This window comes from Streptomyces sp. NPDC005302 (assembly GCF_040607345.1).
Classification (GTDB): Bacteria; Actinomycetota; Actinomycetes; order Streptomycetales; family Streptomycetaceae; genus Streptomyces.
Genome location: NZ_JBEXGN010000005.1, coordinates 38,564 through 56,025, shown reverse-complemented (window position 1 = coordinate 56,025; position 17,462 = coordinate 38,564). Strand labels below are relative to the sequence as shown.

General features: G+C 71.5%; 13 protein-coding genes. 6 read left to right on the top strand and 7 right to left on the bottom strand.

Annotation, left to right across the window (positions count from 1 at the left end):
* The first annotated feature begins 14 nt into the window (after positions 1 to 14).
* Positions 15 to 1,187, top strand: a complete 1,173-nt coding sequence (locus ABZT74_RS08980) for a serine hydrolase domain-containing protein (protein ID WP_356172827.1) — start codon at positions 15 to 17, stop codon at positions 1,185 to 1,187.
* A 15-nt stretch (positions 1,188 to 1,202) separates the two neighbouring features.
* On the opposite strand, the gene ABZT74_RS08975 is transcribed toward ABZT74_RS08980, so the two are convergent.
* The 3 genes from ABZT74_RS08975 to pepN all read right to left on the bottom strand — a co-directional run bounded on the left by ABZT74_RS08975 (position 1,203) and on the right by pepN (position 5,940).
* Positions 1,203 to 1,769 (bottom strand): isochorismatase family protein, encoded by a 567-nt coding sequence (locus tag ABZT74_RS08975; protein ID WP_356173039.1) that lies wholly within the window; start codon positions 1,767 to 1,769, stop codon positions 1,203 to 1,205.
* A 232-nt stretch (positions 1,770 to 2,001) separates the two neighbouring features.
* Complete coding sequence (locus ABZT74_RS08970; protein ID WP_356172829.1) at positions 2,002 to 3,054, bottom strand: hypothetical protein; 1,053 nt, start codon at positions 3,052 to 3,054, stop codon at positions 2,002 to 2,004.
* Positions 3,055 to 3,336: 282 nt separating this feature from the next.
* Entirely contained in the window at positions 3,337 to 5,940 is a 2,604-nt protein-coding gene (gene pepN, locus ABZT74_RS08965; RefSeq protein ID WP_356172832.1) for an aminopeptidase N, read from the bottom strand.
* Between the two features lie 197 nt (positions 5,941 to 6,137).
* Here pepN and ABZT74_RS08960 point away from each other — a divergent pair, with 197 nt between their 5' ends.
* Positions 6,138 to 6,806 carry a DsbA family protein gene (locus ABZT74_RS08960; RefSeq protein WP_355863398.1) on the top strand — a complete coding sequence of 223 codons (669 nt, stop codon included), beginning with the start codon at positions 6,138 to 6,140 and terminating at the stop codon, positions 6,804 to 6,806.
* Positions 6,807 to 6,887: 81 nt separating this feature from the next.
* Here ABZT74_RS08960 and ABZT74_RS08955 read toward each other — a convergent pair whose 3' ends face one another.
* Both ABZT74_RS08955 and ABZT74_RS08950 read right to left on the bottom strand, forming a co-directional pair.
* A complete protein-coding gene (locus ABZT74_RS08955; RefSeq protein WP_355863400.1) occupies positions 6,888 to 7,094 on the bottom strand; it encodes a hypothetical protein in 207 nt (68 codons plus the stop codon).
* 589 nt (positions 7,095 to 7,683) lie between these two features.
* On the bottom strand, positions 7,684 to 9,078 hold the full coding sequence (locus tag ABZT74_RS08950; RefSeq protein WP_356433842.1) for an amino acid permease: 1,395 nt from the start codon (positions 9,076 to 9,078) through the stop codon (positions 7,684 to 7,686).
* Between the two features lie 513 nt (positions 9,079 to 9,591).
* On the opposite strand from ABZT74_RS08950, the gene ABZT74_RS08945 reads away from it, so the two are divergent.
* Entirely contained in the window at positions 9,592 to 10,176 is a 585-nt protein-coding gene (locus ABZT74_RS08945) for a biotin transporter BioY (protein WP_356172835.1), read from the top strand.
* 139 nt (positions 10,177 to 10,315) lie between these two features.
* Here the strand turns inward: ABZT74_RS08945 and ABZT74_RS08940 are convergent, their stop codons facing one another.
* Positions 10,316 to 11,035, bottom strand: a complete 720-nt coding sequence (locus tag ABZT74_RS08940; protein ID WP_356173042.1) for an LPXTG cell wall anchor domain-containing protein — start codon at positions 11,033 to 11,035, stop codon at positions 10,316 to 10,318.
* A 186-nt stretch (positions 11,036 to 11,221) separates the two neighbouring features.
* Between ABZT74_RS08940 and ABZT74_RS08935 the strand changes: the two genes are divergently transcribed.
* Entirely contained in the window at positions 11,222 to 14,179 is a 2,958-nt protein-coding gene (locus ABZT74_RS08935; RefSeq protein WP_356433841.1) for a protein kinase, read from the top strand.
* A 137-nt stretch (positions 14,180 to 14,316) separates the two neighbouring features.
* On the opposite strand, the gene ABZT74_RS08930 is transcribed toward ABZT74_RS08935, so the two are convergent.
* Positions 14,317 to 15,804 carry an amino acid permease gene (locus ABZT74_RS08930; protein WP_355863408.1) on the bottom strand — a complete coding sequence of 496 codons (1,488 nt, stop codon included), beginning with the start codon at positions 15,802 to 15,804 and terminating at the stop codon, positions 14,317 to 14,319.
* Positions 15,805 to 16,064: 260 nt separating this feature from the next.
* Between ABZT74_RS08930 and ABZT74_RS08925 the strand changes: the two genes are divergently transcribed.
* Both ABZT74_RS08925 and ABZT74_RS08920 read left to right on the top strand, forming a co-directional pair.
* Positions 16,065 to 16,553, top strand: coding sequence for a ribose-5-phosphate isomerase (locus ABZT74_RS08925; protein ID WP_081217270.1), 489 nt, complete (start codon positions 16,065 to 16,067; stop codon positions 16,551 to 16,553).
* A gap of 64 nt (positions 16,554 to 16,617) precedes the next feature.
* Positions 16,618 to 17,427, top strand: coding sequence for a DNA-formamidopyrimidine glycosylase family protein (locus ABZT74_RS08920; protein WP_356172841.1), 810 nt, complete (start codon positions 16,618 to 16,620; stop codon positions 17,425 to 17,427).
* The last annotated feature ends 35 nt before the right edge of the window (positions 17,428 to 17,462 follow it).

Genomic DNA, 17,462 nt, shown 5'->3' with positions numbered 1-17,462 from the left:
AGACGGGGGAAGACATGAGGGTACGTACGGGACTTGTGGGAGCGACCGCCGTGGCGATCGCCACGGCACTGGCGGGCACCGCGGTCGCGGCGCCCGCCGCGGGCACAGGCCACGCGCCGACCCGGCAGGCCATGGAGGCGGCCGTGCACGACGGGGTGCCGGGCGTGACGGCGACGGCCTCCGGCCGGCACGGCACGTGGTCGGCGACGGCGGGCACCGGCGACCTGCGCACCGGCGCACCGCGCTCCACCGCAGACCACTACCGCGTCGGCAGCATCACCAAGACGTTCGTCTCCACCGTGCTGCTCCAACTGGAGGCGGAGGGACGGCTGTCGCTGGACGACACGGTGGACCACTGGCTGCCCGGAGTGGTGCGGGGCAACGGCAACGACGGCAGGAGGATCACCCTCCGCCGGCTCCTCAACCACACGAGCGGGATCTTCGACTACACGGCCGACGACGACTTCGTGAACACCTACTTCGCCAAGGACGGCTTCTTCCGGCACCGCTACGACACCGCGACACCGGAGCACCTCGTCGCGATCGCCCTGGCCCACCGGCCGGAGTTCGCGCCGGGCGCCTCCTGGAGCTACTCCAACACCAACTACATCCTCGCCGGAATGGTGATCCGCGAGGTCACCGGACACTCCTACGCCACCGAGATCCGCGAACGCATCATCGAACCGCTCGGACTGCGCGGCACATCGGTCCCCGGCACCACGGCGACGCTCCCGCAGCCCAGCGGCAGGGCCTACTCCAAGCTGGCCAGGACCGCGACGGGACCGACGTACGACGTCACGACCCTCAACCCGACGCTCGCCGCCTCGGCGGGCGGGATGATCTCCGACAACGCCGACCTGAACCGCTTCTACACGGCCCTCCTGCGCGGCAGGCTGCTGCCGCGCGAGCAGCTCGCCGAGATGAAGACGACGGTCCGCGTCGACGAGATCCCGAACGCGGGCTACGGCCTCGGCCTCATCGACCGCGAACTGAGCTGCGGCGTCCACGTGTGGGGCCACGACGGCGGCATCCACGGCTCGACCTCCTCCGCCGTCACCACGGCCGACGGCCGGCACGCCCTCGCCTTCAACTTCAACGGGGACTGGTCGGGCGACAGCGACGCGGTGATCGAGGCGGAGTTCTGCGGCAAGCGGCCGGGTGCGGACCGGACGGCCCGCACCCCCTAGCCCGCCGCGGGCCTTCTAGGCCGCGGTCGGCGCCGTGAAGGTCACCTTCGCGGTGTCGACCGTGGCCGCGTGCCGGCCCGGCGCGTCCTGCACCCGCCAGTACAGGTTCGTGTGGGCGACGACCTCCGCAGGGGAGGGCGCGCCGTACGCGGTGAGGTCCTCCGTGGCGTGGGCGTCGCCGACCAGGGTGACGTCGTACCCGCGGGTGAACGCGCCGTGCAGGGTGGAGCGGACGCAGGCGTCCGTCTGGGCGCCGGTGACGACCAGGTGGCCGACACCGCGCTGGGCGAGCACGTCCTCCAGGTCGGTGGCCTCGAACGAGTCGCCGTAGTTCTTGTGGACGACGGGCTCGGTGTCCTCGCGGACCAGCTCCGGCACGTAGGCCCAGTCCTCGCTGCCGACCTTCATCCCGTCGTCGGAGTGCTGCACCCAGATCACCGGCACCGCCTCGGCGCGGGCCCTGGCGACCAGGGTGTTGATGTTCTCGATCACCTCGGCGCGGTTGTGGGCGGCGTCCACCGCGCCGTGCTGCATGTCGACCACCAGCAGTGCGGTGTTCGGGCGACCGGGCAGGGTCGTCATCGGGCTCTCCCGTCTGGCGTCCTGCTCGTCACGGCAGGTACGTCGGGCCATGGAACTCCTGTCGGCCCCACAGTAGAACGGCCCACTGACAACGCCTCCGGACGAATGCCTCGCGGACGACGGACTCGCGGACGAGGGCCGCGCGGACAAGCGGGAGGACGGCGCACGGGAAGGGGCCCACGCCGTCGCGCGAGCCCCTTCCCTCCCCTCCTGCCACCACCCCGGTCCGTCACTACCGGGGCAGCACCACGACATGCGCCGCGGGATCGCGGTCGTCCGACGCCATCAGCGCGGTACGGACGACCGTGGCCTGCTGCTCCATCGCCTCACGGAGCTTCTTCGGCGTGATGTGGACGACGGTGATCCCGAGCCGCTCCAGCACCTCACGCTTGCGGGCGTACTCCGACCACAGCGCGTCCTCGTCCTGCCGCGGGGCGCGGGTGTCCAGCTCGACCGCCACCGCCTGCTCGGGCCAGTACGCGTCGAGGCCCCCGATGTGCGGACCGCCGGGCAGCCGCAGGTCCACGTTCCACACCGGGTCGGGCAGACCGTGCTCGTGCACCATCCGGTACAGGCGCTCCTCCGCGATCGCCCGGCCCTCCGCGAGCAGCGAGTCGACCGCGTCCACCACGTGCGGCCGGCCGAGCAGCCGGGCAGCCGTCAACTCACGGACCACGACGGCCGGTTCGCAGTGGCCCCCGCGCACCGCTTCCGTCAGCAGCCGGCGCACGACGTCGGCGTCGGTGAGTTCCGCGACCGCGTCGGCGAGCGCACGGGGCACCGGGGCGACCGGGACGCCGGTCACGAACGCGGGGGCGGGCAGCGAGGGCGTCCGCACGATCCGGACGCAGCCCGTCGAGCGCAGCCGGCGCAGCCGGGGCACCAGCACGTCGATCGTTTCGAGGGAGAGCAGCGGCGGCGCCGTGCTGAACCCGTGCAGGGCCAGCGCCGCCAGGCCGGTGACCAGCACGTCCGCGAACGGCTGGGGGGCGTGCGGCCCCTCGGCGCCCGGCTGGACCGGGATGGAGGCCACCCGCTGGGGGGCGGGGGAGCGGGCGGTGTACAGCAGCGCGGCGTGCAGCCGCTCCTCGGCGGTGGGCGGGCCGGGGTGGAGCAGGACCACACCCGGAAGGATCTGCTGCCAGGCTCCGCCCGCCCGGCACTGCTCGTTCGTCTCGGCGGCCGTGACGCCGTGGCTGCGCAGCTGAGTTGTCGTCAGGACCCGGCGCTGCACGTGGGACAGGTGACGGAGGGGGCGGGGGGAGAGCGGGGTGTTGTGGTTCATGATCCGGGGTTTCCCGCCCGGAACCCGCCCTCTAACCGCTGTTACACGCTCGTCGACAAATCCGGACAAGCACGTACTAAAGTACGGGCGTTCGAGTGCCGAAAGGCGCTGGTCCGGAGGGGAATTAATAGGGGTTACGGCTCTGAATACCTGTATTTCGTCACCAGTGCATCCGTCCGATGAAGTCACCGGAGTGGATACCGGAAGCGGGTGCGGGCGCGGCGAGGGCACCGGACGCGTGGAGCGCCGGTGCCCTCGAAGCGGTGTGCGTCGTGCGGGTGTTCAGCCCGCGGCGATGTCGCAGGCCTGGCCGCGCAGGGCCCGGGCCAGGTCGTCGCGGGACTCCAGTACCAGCCGGCGCAGCGCGGGGGCCGCGTCCTCGTGCGCGGCGAGCCACGCGTCCGTCGCCTCCAGGGTCTGCGGGGAGTCCTGGAGTCCGGGGAACAGGCCCCTGACCACGTCCATGCCGATCTGGATGGACCGCTCCGCCCAGACCCGGTCGATCGCGGCGAAGTAGCGGGCGGTGTACGGCGCGAGCAGCTCGCGCCCGGACGGCTGGGCGAAGCCGGAGATGGTCGCCTCGACCAGGGCGTTGGACAGCGCGTCCGACTCGACGACGGCCGCCCAGGCCTGCGCCTTGACCGCTGCCGAGGGGCGGGCCGCCAGACAGCGGACCTGGTGCCGCTTGCCCGACGCCGTGTCGTCGCGGGCGAGTTCGGCGGCGATCACCGACTCGTCGGCCACGCCGTGCGCGGCCAGCGGCTCCAGGAACGCCCAGCGCAGTTCCTGGTCCACCTCCAGCCCGTCGATCTTCGCCGCGCCCTCCAACAGGCCCTGGAGCAGCTGGAGATCGGCCTCGCTCGACGCGACGTGCGCGAAGAAGCGGGCCCACGCCAGCTGGTGCTGGCTGCCCGGCTCGGTGAGCCGCAGCTCCTTGAGCGCGCCCTCGGCCAGCAGCCGTGCCCCCTCGGTGCGCCGGGCGGGCGCCACGTAGTGGACGAGCGCGGCGTCCGCCCAGCCGTGCAGCGTCTGGAGGACGCCGATGTCGGACTCGCGGCCGGCGAAACGCAGCACCAGACCGATGAAGTCCCGGGCCGGCATCAGCGCGTCACGGGTGAGGTTCCACAGGGCCGACCAGCACAGGGCCCGCGCGAGCGGGTCGGTCATCTCGCCGAGTCCGTCCCGCAGGGCGGCCAGCGAACCCTCGTCGAAGCGGATCTTGCAGTACGTGAGGTCGTCGTCGTTGACGAGGACCAGGTCGGGGGCCTCGGAGCCGGCCAGGTCCGCGACGACCGTCCGCGGACCGTCGACGTCCACCTCGGCGCGGGCGTACCGGACGAGCGCGCCGTCGCCGCCCTCGCGCAGCGACTCGCGCCGGTAGAGGCCCACGGCCACGCGGTGCGGGCGCAGTTCGGGGTGGGACTCGGCGGCCTCCTGGAGCACCGCCAGCTCGGTGACGCGGCCCTCGGAGCTCAACACCACCTGCGGGGTCAGCGAGTTGACGCCCGCCGTCTGCAGCCAGGAGCGGGCCCAGACGGCCATGTCCCGTCCGCTGGTCTCCTCCAGGACCGACAGCAGGTCGCCGAGGCGCGTGTTGCCGTACGCGTTCCGCTTGAAGTAGCGGCGGGCGCCCTCCAGGAAGGCGTCCTGTCCGACGTACGCGACGAGCTGCTTGAGGACGGAGGCGCCCTTGGCGTAGGTGATGCCGTCGAAGTTGAGCTTGGCGTCCTGGAGGTCGCGGATGTCGGCGGTGATCGGGTGCGTGGAGGGCAGCTGGTCGGCGCGGTAGGCCCAGGCCTTGCGGCGGTTGGCGAAGGTGATCCAGGCGTCGGTGAAGCGGGTCGCTCCGACGTTGGCGAACGTGCCCATGAAGTCGGCGAAGGACTCCTTCAGCCACAGGTCGTCCCACCACACCATGGTGACGAGGTCGCCGAACCACATGTGCGCCATCTCGTGCAGGATGACGTTGGCCCGGGCCTCGTACGACGCCTGCGTGACGTTGCCGCGGAAGATGTACTCCTCGCGGAAGGTGACCAGGCCCGGGTTCTCCATCGCGCCGAGGTTGTACTCGGGCACGAACGCCTGGTCGTACTTCCCGAAGGGGTACGGGTAGTCGAAGTGGTCGTGGAAGAAGTCCAGTCCCTGCTTGGTCACCAGGAACACGTCGTCGGCGTCGAAGTGGGGGGCGAGGCCCTTGCGGCACATCGCGCCGAGCGGGATCTCCAGCGTCGTACCGTCGTCGAAGGTGCGTGTGTAGGAGTCCGTCACGTAGTGGTACGGGCCCGCGACGACGGCCGTGATGTACGTCGAGATCGGCTTGGTCTCGGCGAACTGCCAGACGCCGTCGGCGAGTTCGCCCGCACCGTTGCTCCAGGCCGTCCAGCCGGCGGGTGCCTGCACCGCGAATCGGAACGGCGCCTTGAGGTCGGGCTGCTCGAAGTTGGCGAACACGCGCCGCGAGTCCGCCGGCTCGTACTGCGTGTAGAGGTAGACCTCGCCGTCCTCGGGGTCGACGAAGCGGTGCATGCCCTCGCCGGTGCGGGAGTAGGCGCACTGGGCGTCCACCACGAGTTCGTTCTCCGCGGCGAGGTCCTCCAGCCGGATCCGCGCGCCGTCGAAGACCTCGCCCGGGTCGAGGTCCCTGCCGTTGAGCGAGACGGCCGTGACGCTCGGCGCGATCAGGTCCGCGAAGCTCGCGGCGCCCGGCTCGGCGCAGCGGAAGCGGAGCGTGGTGACCGACCGGAAGGTGCGGGGACCGCCGTCCGCGCCGCCCGGCTCCGTCTCGCCGACGGCCGAGCGCAGGTCGAGGAAGACGTCGTAGCTGTCGACGGACAGCAGTGCCGCCCGCTCCTGGGCCTCGTCGCGGGACAGGTTCTCACCGGGCACGGCTGCACTCCCTCATGGCGGTATAGACATGTGTGAACAGGACCGATCCTGCCATGTGCTCCTGTCACCGGACAGTGCGGCGCCGGGGACGCCGGCGGGACGGCGCGGGCGGGACGGGCGGAGTGGGGGCGCCGGGCGGGAATGGTGTGGACGGCCTCGCGCGTTGGAGGAACAAAGACCGCGTTCCGAGGAGAGCCATGTCCGAGCAGACCGCTCAGCCCAGTTCCGGCAAGACCCCCGTCGACTTCTGGTTCGACCCGCTGTGCCCCTGGGCCTGGATGACCTCGCGGTGGGTGCTCGAAGTGGAGAAGGTCCGCGACATCGAGGTGCGCTGGCACATCATGAGCCTCGCCGTCCTGAACGAGCCGAAGCTGGACGAGCTGCCCGAGAACTACCGCGAGATGCTCACGACCACCGCGTGGCAGCCGATCCGTGTGGTCACCGCCGCCTGGCAGAAGCACGGCGACGACATCGTCGGCCCGCTGTACACCGCGCTCGGCACCCGCATCCACAACGAGGGCGCCGGCCCGACCAGGGAGGCCATCGTGGCCGCCCTCGACGAGGTCGGGCTCCCCGCGGACCTGATCGACTACGCCGACCAGGACGACTTCGAGTTCGACGCCGAGCTGCGCGCCTCCCACAAGGAGGGCATCGAGAAGGTCGGCCAGGACGTCGGCACCCCGGTCATCGCCGTGCCCGGCGCCGACGGCGAGCAGATCGCGTTCTTCGGCCCCGTCGTCACCCCCGCGCCCAAGGGCGAGGAGGCCGCGAAGCTCTGGGACGGCACGCTGCTGGTCGCCTCGGTGCCGGGCTTCTACGAGCTCAAGCGCTCCCGTTCCGCGGGTCCGGACTTCAGCAACCTGTAGCCGGTCCCGGCCCGGCGCGCTCCGCCGGGCCACCCCCCTGTCGTTCCCGGGGCCCGGCGTACGCCGGGCCCCGTTCGCGTGTCAGGTGGCGGCCTGCGCCTCGGGGAAGTCGCCGCCGTCCCGCCAGTTGATCCAGCGCTGGAAGCGGCGGCAGCCCTTCCTGGTGCAGCGGTGGAAGGCGGCCGGGTCGTCCACCTCCAGGATCCGGCGCACGTGCGCCTCCTCGTCCTTGGTGAGCTTGCGGAACCGCCGCAGCGGCCCTCCGCAGTTCGGGCAGCGCACGTCCACGGCGACACCTCCGTGTGGAACCGGTCCGGGGGAGAGAGCGGGCACGAGGGCCGGAAGCGTCCGGGTGCCGGACGCCGGCCCCGCGAGCGTATGCGCTCCCTGGGTGGGCCCACGGTCCCAAATTCCATCCCGCGGCGACGCCCTTTCCCTTCGAGCGCCCCCTGCGCAGCATGTTCGGCTCCCATCGGGAGGCGCCGCGCGGACGAGGTGCCGGTTCCGGCCGCGCGTGTCCCGGAGCCGGGCCCCTGTCCACGCGGGAGGACATGGGCCCCGGGAACGGGAGAGCCCCCGCGAGTCATGTCCTCGCGGGGGCTTCCCTTCTTCCGCCCGCTCCGTGAAAGGTGAGAAGACGATCACGAGCAGGACGCTTCACGGCCCCGGCGTCCGGAGTGCGTACGGACGGGCACACCACTTCCGCCTTTATTGCGAATAGGTCGCAACTGCACGCTAGCAGCAACAGGAGGGGAGTGTGTGCCCCGGGCGCGCACCGGATCCATGAAGGGCCGCAATCGCGCCCCGGGTGCGCGAAGGGGCCCCCGCGCGACGTCGTCCTCGCGCGAGGGCCCCTTCGGTGAGGCGACAGGGCCGGTCAGCCGCGGGCGCGGGCCCGCTGACGGGCGTAGCCGGCCGCCGCCAGGAACAGCGTCATGCCGCCCGTGGAGTAGAGCTGCGCGCGGGTGTCCGGCTCCCGGGCCATCAGGACGAAGACGGCCACCATGCCGGCCAGCGCGACCCAGGTCAGCGTGGGGAACGCCCACATGCGCACGACCAGCTTCTGCGGAGCCTCCCGGTCCAGTCGGCGGCGCAGCCGCAGCTGCGAGACCGCGATGAACATCCAGACGACCAGGATCACCGCGCCGATCATGTTCAGCAGCCACGGGAAGACGTCGTCCGGACGCCAGTAGCTGAGGACGACACAGGCGAAGCCGAAGACGCAGGAGACGAGCACGGCGACCCGCGGCACTCCCGCCGAGACGCGGCCGAGCGCCTTCGGGCCCTGCCCGCGCCCGACCAGGGAGTAGGCGATGCGCGAGGAGCCGTAGATGTTCGCGTTCATCGCCGACAGCAGCGCCACGAAGATGACCACGTTCATCAGCTGCCCGGCGCCCGGAATGTCGAGGCGTTCGAGGGTGGCGACGTACGGGCCGCTCGTGACGACCGCCTCGGAGTTCCACGGCACGAGCGTGACGATGACGGCCATCGAGCCGATGTAGAAGAGCGCGATGCGCCACATCGCGGTGCGGACCGCGCTCGCGACACCCTTGACCGGGTCCTGCGACTCGGCCGCCGCGATCGTCACGGTCTCCAGGCCGCCGTAGGCGAACACCGACGCGAGCAGTCCGATGACGAGCCCCTCGCCGCCGTTCGGCAGGAAGCCGCCGTCGCCCGTGAGATGTGCGGTGCCAGGTGCGTCCGTACCCGGCAGGACGCCGGTGATGGCCAGCACGCCGAGCACGAGGAACAGCGCGATGGCGCCGACCTTGAGGGCCGCGAACCAGAACTCGAACTCACCGAAGTTCTTCACCGCGGCGAGGTTGGCCAGGCAGAAGACGACCATGAACAGCGCCACCCACCCCCACTCGGGCGTGCCGGGCAGCCAGCCGGTGACGATCTTCGCGGCGGCGATGCCCTCCAGGCCGACGGCCGTGCACAGCAGCACCCAGAAGGCCCAGCCCGCCGTGAAGCCGGCCCAGGGTCCGATGGCCCGCTCGGCGTGCGCCGAGAAGGATCCGGACGACGGATACGCGGCCGACATCTCGCCGAGCATCCGCATCACCAGCATGACGAGCAGACCCGAGACGGCGTACGCGATGACGATGGACGGACCGGCCGCGGCGATTCCGGCACCGGAGCCGACGAACAGTCCGGCGCCGATGACACCGCCGAGGGCGATCATCGAGAGGTGGCGCTGTTTCAGACCGTGGGACAGGGGCGCCTCGGCGTCGGCGGAGCCGGGCGGGGTGTCGAGGGTGGTGCGGGACATGAGAGCGGGTGGTCCCTTACGTGCGAGTGCGTGCGAGCGGCAAAACGCCCACAGTCTGGGCAGCCCCACCACCGGGAGGGCAAGGCCGCCCAGCATGCGGACGCGATCCGTACGGAGCGTGAGGTTCCGTTTACTTCGGGGTCGGGGTCGGGGTCGGAGTCGGGGTCCGGGTCGGAGGTAGGAGGGAGGGGCTGGGATCGGGGGTCCTGCGGGGGTGGTGCGAGCGCCGTGCGTTCCCCTTCGGCGGGATCGCCGCGACCTCTTTGGTGAGTCCCCACAGTCGCGCCCGGCACCGGAACGCGGCACGGACCACGTCACCGCAGTGACCAGCATCACCTCGGCGTGGGTGTACCGGCCGTTCTTTGTGAGGAGCCCACCAAGCTCCCGATCCGCCCTTTGTCGAGCGCTGACGGTGATCACCCCTAGGCCCCTGGGATAGCGTCACCGTGTCCCGACCTGCCCTCCCCCCGAACTCCCCAGGAGCCCGGGGGTATCCCCTTCGCCGGAGTCCCCATGAGCACCGCTGTCGCCACGTCCTCCCGACCCGGCGAGGTCCTCGCCGACCTCCTCCCGGCCTCCCGCGTCCGCGACGTCGCCCTCGTGATGGGCGGTGCCGCGCTCACCGGAATCGCGGCCCAGATCTCGCTGCCCGTCCCGGGGTCCCCCGTGCCGGTGACCGGCCAGACGTTCGCCGCGCTGCTCGTCGGCACGGCACTCGGCGCGCGCCGCGGTTTCCTGTCGCTCGCGGTGTACGCGCTGGTCGGCATGGCCGGCGTCCCGTGGTTCGCGGGCGGCGGCTCGGGTGCCGCGGCGCCGTCCTTCGGCTACGTCCTCGGCATGCTGCTCGCGTCGACGGTCGTCGGGTCCCTGGCCCGCCGTGGCGCCGACCGCTCGGTCCTGCGCATGGCGGGCACGATGCTGATCGGCGAGGCGATCGTCTACGCGATCGGCGTCCCCTACCTCGCCCTGGCCACCGGCATGTCGGCGAGCGCGGCCGTCGCGGCGGGCCTCACGCCGTTCCTGATCGGGGACGCCCTCAAGGCCGCCCTGGCCATGGGCGTGCTGCCGACGGCGTGGAAGCTCATCGACAAGAAGTGACGCCCGGCGCGGAGTGGAGCGCGCCGAGCGAGAAGTGACGTCCTGTAGGGCGTGACGTTCAGCGGAAGAGGCCCGCCGGGGGTGTCCCATCCCTCCGGCGGGCCTCTTCCGTGTTCTCATCCGTGGTCGTGTCCGGCGGTCACGCCTCCTCGCGCGGCCTCCGGCGCACCCACCACATTCCCGCCGCTCCCGCCGAGATCAGGGCAGCGCCCGCCGCACCGAACGGCAGGACCGAACTCCCCGGGCCGGTCTTCGGCAGCGAGTCCCCGCCCGGTGCCACCGGCTTGTTGTCCGTACCCAGCAGCAGCGGGGTCGCCGGGGCGTTGGGCGACGGGTTCGTCGTCCCGAACGGAACCGGTCCCTGCTGCCAGTAGGTCTTCTTCCCGTCGCTCGTCTGGACCGGAAGACAGATCTTTCCTGTCTTTCCCAGATCGAACGTGGCATCGACGGCGTACGATTTCGACTTGCCCACCGCGAGGTTGCCGACGGAACAGAAGAAACCGCTGTTCGAACCCTCCGGGAGATCCTTTCCTCCCATCGCCGTGCAGCCCTTCACGTTCTTGACCTTCAGGCCGTCGAAACCGACCACCAAAAGCCTGATGTCGCCGCTTTCCTTTGTCCCTTCGTTCTTCACCGTGGCGGTAATTGCCGTCTTCTGAGTACTGTTGTCGACCGAGATCTTCGACGGCAGCAACGTGGTCACCTCGACGCCCGCCGGCGCCTTGTCCATCGCCTTGCCGCCCTTGCCGCTGCCCGGTCCCTGGTCGTCCGCGACGGCGGTGTGGGAAAGGATCACCACGGCCGAGAAACAGGCCGTGAGCAGAGATCCCGTAATGGTCGCCGTGTGACGAGAACGCATGTTCGCCCCCCTTGGCTGCGCCTGAATTCGCAGTACTTGAAGAGGTACCACAAGATTTCTCCGCACTATGCTGGTACGGCCTGAAGTGTGACCATTGTGTTTCTGCTGTTACGGGCGAATGTGGCTGATGTTGAGGGGGTGGGGGGATTGTCGGCGAACGTACAGGGTGGTGTTCCGGGATTACTGGTGACCGGGCGCTATCGACTGGTCGAGAGTATTGGCCAGGGGGGAATGGGGCGGGTGTGGCGCGCCGCCGACGAAATGCTCGACCGGCAGGTCGCGGTCAAGGAAATGCGCATAGACGGACTCGATCCCGAGGACACCCGCACGCGTCGGGAGCGCACCCTGCGCGAGGCACGGGCCACGGCCCGGATCGACCATCCCGGCGTCGTCCGCATCTACGACGTGGTGGACGCGAGCGAGCGGCTGTGGATCGTCATGGAACTCGTCGCCGGCCGCTCCCTCGAACGGGTCGTGGCCGAGGACGGCCCGCTGGACCCGCGCGAGGCGGCCCGCGTCGGTCTCGAACTGGTCGGTGCGCTGCGGCAGGTGCACGCCGGGGGAGTGCTGCACCGCGACATCAAGCCGGGCAACGTGCTGGTCGAGCGCGCCGGCCGGCGACGTGTCGTCCTCACCGACTTCGGCATCGCCGCGCTGCAGGACGCCGAGGCGCTCACCATGGCGGGCATGCTCGTCGGCTCCCCCGACTACATGGCGCCCGAGAGGATCTCCGGCCGCCCGCAGGGGCCGCCGTCCGACGTGTGGTCGCTCGGCGCCACCCTGTGCGCGGCCCTCGGCGGCCGCTCCCCGTTCTCCCGCGCCACCACGTACGCGACCCTGCACGCCGTCCTCTACGAGGAGCCGGTCCTGCCCGCGGGAGCCGGTGCGCTGCGGGACATCCTGGCCGCCCTCCTGGAGAAGGAGCCGGACACCCGGCCCGGCCTGGAGGAACTGGAGGCCGCCCTGGGGGAGATCGCCCGGCCGCCGGCCCCCGGCACGGCAGCCACCCGCCCGTCGACGGAGGGCCCGGAGTACGACTTCACCCAGGGCGTCGAGTTCGGCCCCGCGTACGGCCGGACACGTGACGAGGCCGCCGAGCGCCCTCCGGATTCCGGGCACGGGCCCGGACCCCGGCGACCTTCGACCCCCGAGCACCACCCGGGCCGCACCTCCGCCCCCGGCAACGGCCCGGCCCCCCACGGTCCTTCGGCCCCGGAGCAGGACCGGACCCCCCAGAGGCCCCCGACTCCGGTACACGGCCCGGCGACTCCGGGCGCGGGAGACGGACGAGGCCACGCGGCTCCTCCGGCCACCGAGCACGGTCGGCCCCCGGCGACGGCCCAGGGTCCCGATCGCGGACCGGAGCCCGCCCGCACCGCCGGTCCGCGTTCCGCGCAGGCTCCCGGGTCCGCACCCCCGCCGGGCACCGGCCACGGCGAGGGCTCCGGGGTGACCCCGAGTCCGGATCGCGAACCCGGCGCCGACCGCGCCCCCCGTCCTCGCCGGGGACCGGATGCCGGCCCGGGCTACCGCCCCACTGTCGTCTCCCCGAGCGAGCCGATCCCCGAGCGCACTGGGGCGCCGCCCGTGCGGGAGCCCGATTCCCGGCCCACCGCTCCATCCACCCCTGTGCCGGAACCGCCCATCCCCACGCCGTCCGCGTCCGGCTCCCCCTCCGTATCCGCATCCGAACCGCACCCCACGCACCGGCCCGTGACAGCCCGGAGCCAGGTCTCGGCCACCACTCCCGAACCGGCCTCGGAGCCCCTCCCCGGCCCGTCGCCGACGCGCGAGCCCGGCCGCGAACGCCATGGCTCGCGTCAACCCGCCCCCGAAGCAGGGCAGATGTCCGAGGCCGCCCCGGATCCCACGGACAAGCCGGCTCCTCCCGAGGCCGATCCGGTACAGGGACCGGAGCCGGCTCCCGGCCCGGAGTCCGGGCCCGCCCCGTCGCCCACGCGCGCGCTGCTGGACGCCCGGCGCGTCCGGGCGACGCAGCTTCCGGCGGACCTTCCCGAAGCCGTGCCGCCCCCGGAGGAGTCACCGACGGACGACCCGGTGGAGGACTCCTCGCCCGGGGTGGATGTCCGCACGGGCGAGGGAACACCCGCCTCCCTTCCACGGCAGGACCACTCCGTACAGGACGCCGTCCCGGTCCCGCGTACGCCGACCCGTAGGAGTGCGCCCGACTTCCGCAAGCGGCGCCGGGCACGTTCCGCGGAGGACGTTCCGGCGAGCCACGCCGAGGCGGTCACCCGGGACGGCGAACAACCGGCCACGGCCAACGCCTCCACCGAAGCCGCGTCCGAGCCGAGCGGGGAACCCCGCTCGGAGACCCCGTCCCACCTGCCCACCGCCCCGGTGTCCGTACTGCCGGCACAGGGTGAACTCCCGCGCCCCGCACCGCAGTCGGCGCCGGGGCCCGGAGCGGGGTACGGCGACGTCGACGTCGTGGGCAACGGCGGTCGGGGCGGCGACGGCACCGCGCCGGGAGGGCGGGGCGGCAGGCGCCGTGTCGTCCTGGCGGCCGCCGGCGTGGTCCTCGCGGGGGCGGTCGCCGGGATCGTCATCGCGCTGTCGGGCGGCGGATCACCCGAGGGCGGGAGTGCCGCCTCGCCGGGAGCCTCGTCCGCGGCGACCGGCTCGCCCACGGGTTCGTCCACGGGCGGAGGCCCCACGAACGCCTCGCCCACCGTCGAGGGCACCTCGCGCCCGCCCAGCCTGCCCCCGGGAGCGCACCGGGAGGCCGGGGGATACGCGTGGGTGACGCCGAAGGACTGGCGGCGCGAGCCGCAGACGGGCTCGGAGGTGCACTACACCTCGCCCGACGGCGCACAGGAACTCGCGGCCAAGTCCTCCCTGGCCAAGGGGAACCTGATGGACACCTGGCAGACCTCGGAGCAGAACGCCCGGCAGGGCCGGGACTACCGGAAGATCCGGCTGGAGGAGACGACGTTCCAGGGCCGGCCCGCGATCGTCTGGGAGTACACGTTCACGATAAAGGGCGTGAGCTGGCACGCCCGGCTGCTCGGCTTCGACGTCGAGGGGAAGTCGTACCAGATCAACACCTGGTACCACCGGGACGTCGAGGACCAGGCCGTCGCGACCTACAACCGGGTCAAGAAGAGCTTCACCGTGCTGTGAACCCCCCCGGCGGCAGCGCGCACGGAAAAGGAAGAGGAAGCACAAGGAAGAAGGACCGAGCACACACCGGGGATACAGGGAGAGGGGCCCGCGGCGCAGTGCCGCGGGCCCCTCTCCCTTCAGGCCGGGAGGGCGGGTCAGGCGCCGACCTCGGCCTGCTCCTCGTCGCGGGACGCGCTCGCGAGCGGTCGCGCGGCCGAGGAAGAACCTGCGCCGAGCTTCTGCCGGACGACGGCGATGACCAGCACGATCGCCGCGACCAGCAGCGACAGCAGCACGGTCGTACGGCCGTCGTGCTCGGTGTCGGTCAGCATGTAACCGAGGACGAAGACGATCACCGCCGCGGTCGCCCACGTCAGGTACGGGTAGAGCCACATCTTCACGACGAGCTTCTCCGGCGCCTCGCGCTGGATGATCTTCCGCATGCGCAGCTGCGAGAAGCAGATGACGAGCCACACGAACAGGGCGACCGCACCGGAGGAGTTCACCAGGAAGAGGAAGACCGAGTCCGGGAACTTGTAGTTGAAGAAGACGGCGACGAAGCCGAACACGACCGAGACGACGATGGCGATCATCGGCACACCGCGGCGGGTCGTCCGGGCGAAGGCCTTGGGCGCGTCCCCGCGCTCACCGAGCGAGAACGCCATCCGGGAGGCCGTGTAGAGACCGGAGTTGAGGCAGGACAGCACCGAGGTCAGCACGATGAAGTTCATGATCTGACCGGCGTGCGCGATCCCGAGGGAGTCCAGGGCGGCGACGTACGAGCCCTTGCCCTTGATCGACGGGTCGTTCCACGGCACCAGCGTGATGACGACGAGGATCGAGCCCAGGTAGAACACGGCGATACGCCAGATGATGCTGTTCGTCGACTTGGTGACGGCCCGCTGCGGGTCCGAGGACTCGCCGGCCGCGAGCGTCGCGATCTCGCTGCCCATGAAGGAGAAGACGACCAGCAGCACACCGGTGAGGATCGCGCCGGGCCCGTGCGGCAGGAACCCGCCGTGCTCGGTCAGGTTGCCCACCCCCGCCTTGTCGGCGTGGACACCGGGCAGCACCCCGAAGATCGCGAGGGCGCCGACGACGATGAACGCGCCGATCGCCACGACCTTGATCCCGGCGAACCAGAACTCGAACTCGCCGTACGAACCCACCGAGACCAGGTTCGTCGCGGTCAGGACGATCATCACGATGAGCGCCCAGCCCCACTGCGGTACGGCGGGCATCCACCCTTCGAGGATCGTGGCGCCGGCGGTGGCCTCCACGGCCAGCACCACCACCCAGAAGAACCAGTACAGCCAGCCGATGGAGAAGCCGGCCCAGCGGCCGAGCGCGCGGTCGGCGTGCGCGGAGAACGAGCCCGAGGTCGGGTTGGCGGCGGACATCTCGCCGAGCATCCGCATCACCAGCACCACGAGCGTGCCGACGAGCGCGTAGGAGAGGAGGATGCCGGGGCCCGTGGTGGCGATGCCGGTGCTGGACCCGACGAAGAGTCCGGCTCCGATGACACCGCCGATGGCGATCATCGTCAGGTGACGGTTCTTGAGTCCGGCCTGGAGGCCGCCACCGGGTTCTCCGGGGCCTCCTGGGGCCTGTGCGGCCTTCGTGGGGGTCGGCTGCGAGGTCATGAGGGGGGATTCCTTTGCGCCGGATGAGCAGATTCCCGTACACGGCGTCCCATCCGTACGAGCGGTGTATGGGGAACGCGTCGCTCCATCGTGTGGACCGGCGTACGAGTTGGTCCAGTGAAACGGAGGCAAAGGAATTCGTGAACCTTTGAATCCAGATCGTTACTTGAGGTTTCCTTGAGGTTCTGTAGTATTGCTCACGTTTTTCGGCCGTCGGCCCCGACGAGACCGGACCGGGACCGGCGTGACACACTCGGACCATGCGTGTGTATCTCGGCTCCGATCATGCCGGTCTCGAACTGAAGAACCACCTCGTCGAGTGGCTCAAGGCCGCGGGCCATGAGCCCGTCGACTGCGGGCCCCACATCTACGACGCCCAGGACGACTACCCGCCGTTCTGCCTCCGCGCCGCCGAGCGCACCGTGGCGGACCCGGGCTCCCTCGGCATCGTCATCGGCGGCTCCGGCAACGGCGAGCAGATCGCCGCGAACAAGGTCGCCGGCGTACGGGCCGTACTCGCCTGGAGCGAGGAGACCGCCGCTCTGGGACGCGAGCACAACAACGCCAACGTCATGTCCGTCGGCGCCCGCATGCACACAGAGGAAGAGGCGACGAAGTTCGTCGAGACCTTCCTCGGCACCCCCTTCACCGGCGAGGAGCGGCACGTCCGCCGCATCCAGATGCTCGCGGACTACGAGACGACGCGGGAACTCCCGCCCATCCCGGCCCACCACCCGCAGCAGCCGTAGGACCGCGGAACCGTTCCGGGCCCGGGAAACCGGGCCCCGGGACGAAGGACAACCAGGAGGACCCGTGCCCGAGGGGCACACCATTCACCGGCTCGCCCAGGACTACCTCGGCGCGTTCGGCGGCCGGGCGGCCCGGATCACCAGCCCCCAGGGCAAGTTCAGCGACGCCGCGGCCCTCCTCGACGGGTCCGCCCTCACCACCGCCGAAGCCCATGGCAAGCACCTCTTCCTCGGCTTCCGCGACGCCGAATGGATCCACATCCACCTCGGCCTCTTCGGCAAGGTCGGCTTCGGCGCCACCCCCGCCCCGCCGCCCACCGACACCGTCCGCCTGCGCCTCGCGAACGACACCGCGTACGTCGACCTGCGCGGCCCCACCACCTGCGCCCTCATCACCGACGAGGAGAAGGGCGCGATACACGACCGGCTGGGCCCCGATCCGCTGCGCCCCGACGCCGACCCCGCGGCGGCCTACCGCCGGATCTCCCGCAGCCGTACGACGATCGCCGCCCTGCTGATGGACCAGAAGGTCATCGCGGGCGTGGGCAACGTCTACCGCGCCGAGGTCCTCTTCCGGCACGGCATCGATCCCTACCGCGCGGGCAAGGACCTCCGGGCGGGGGAGTGGGACGCGATCTGGGCGGACCTCGTGGACCTCATGCGCGAGGGCGTCCGCACCAACCGCATCGACACGGTCCGCCCGGAACACACCCCCGACGTCATGGGCCGGCCCCCGCGCGTGGACGACCACGGCGGTGAGGTCTACGTGTACCGCAGGGCCAACCTGCCCTGTCACCTGTGCGGCGGCGAGATCCGCACCGCCGGTCTCGCCGCCCGCAACCTGTTCTGGTGCCCGGCCTGCCAGCAGGCCTGACACCGGCCCGGCCCGGAGCCAGTGCCCCGCTCTCC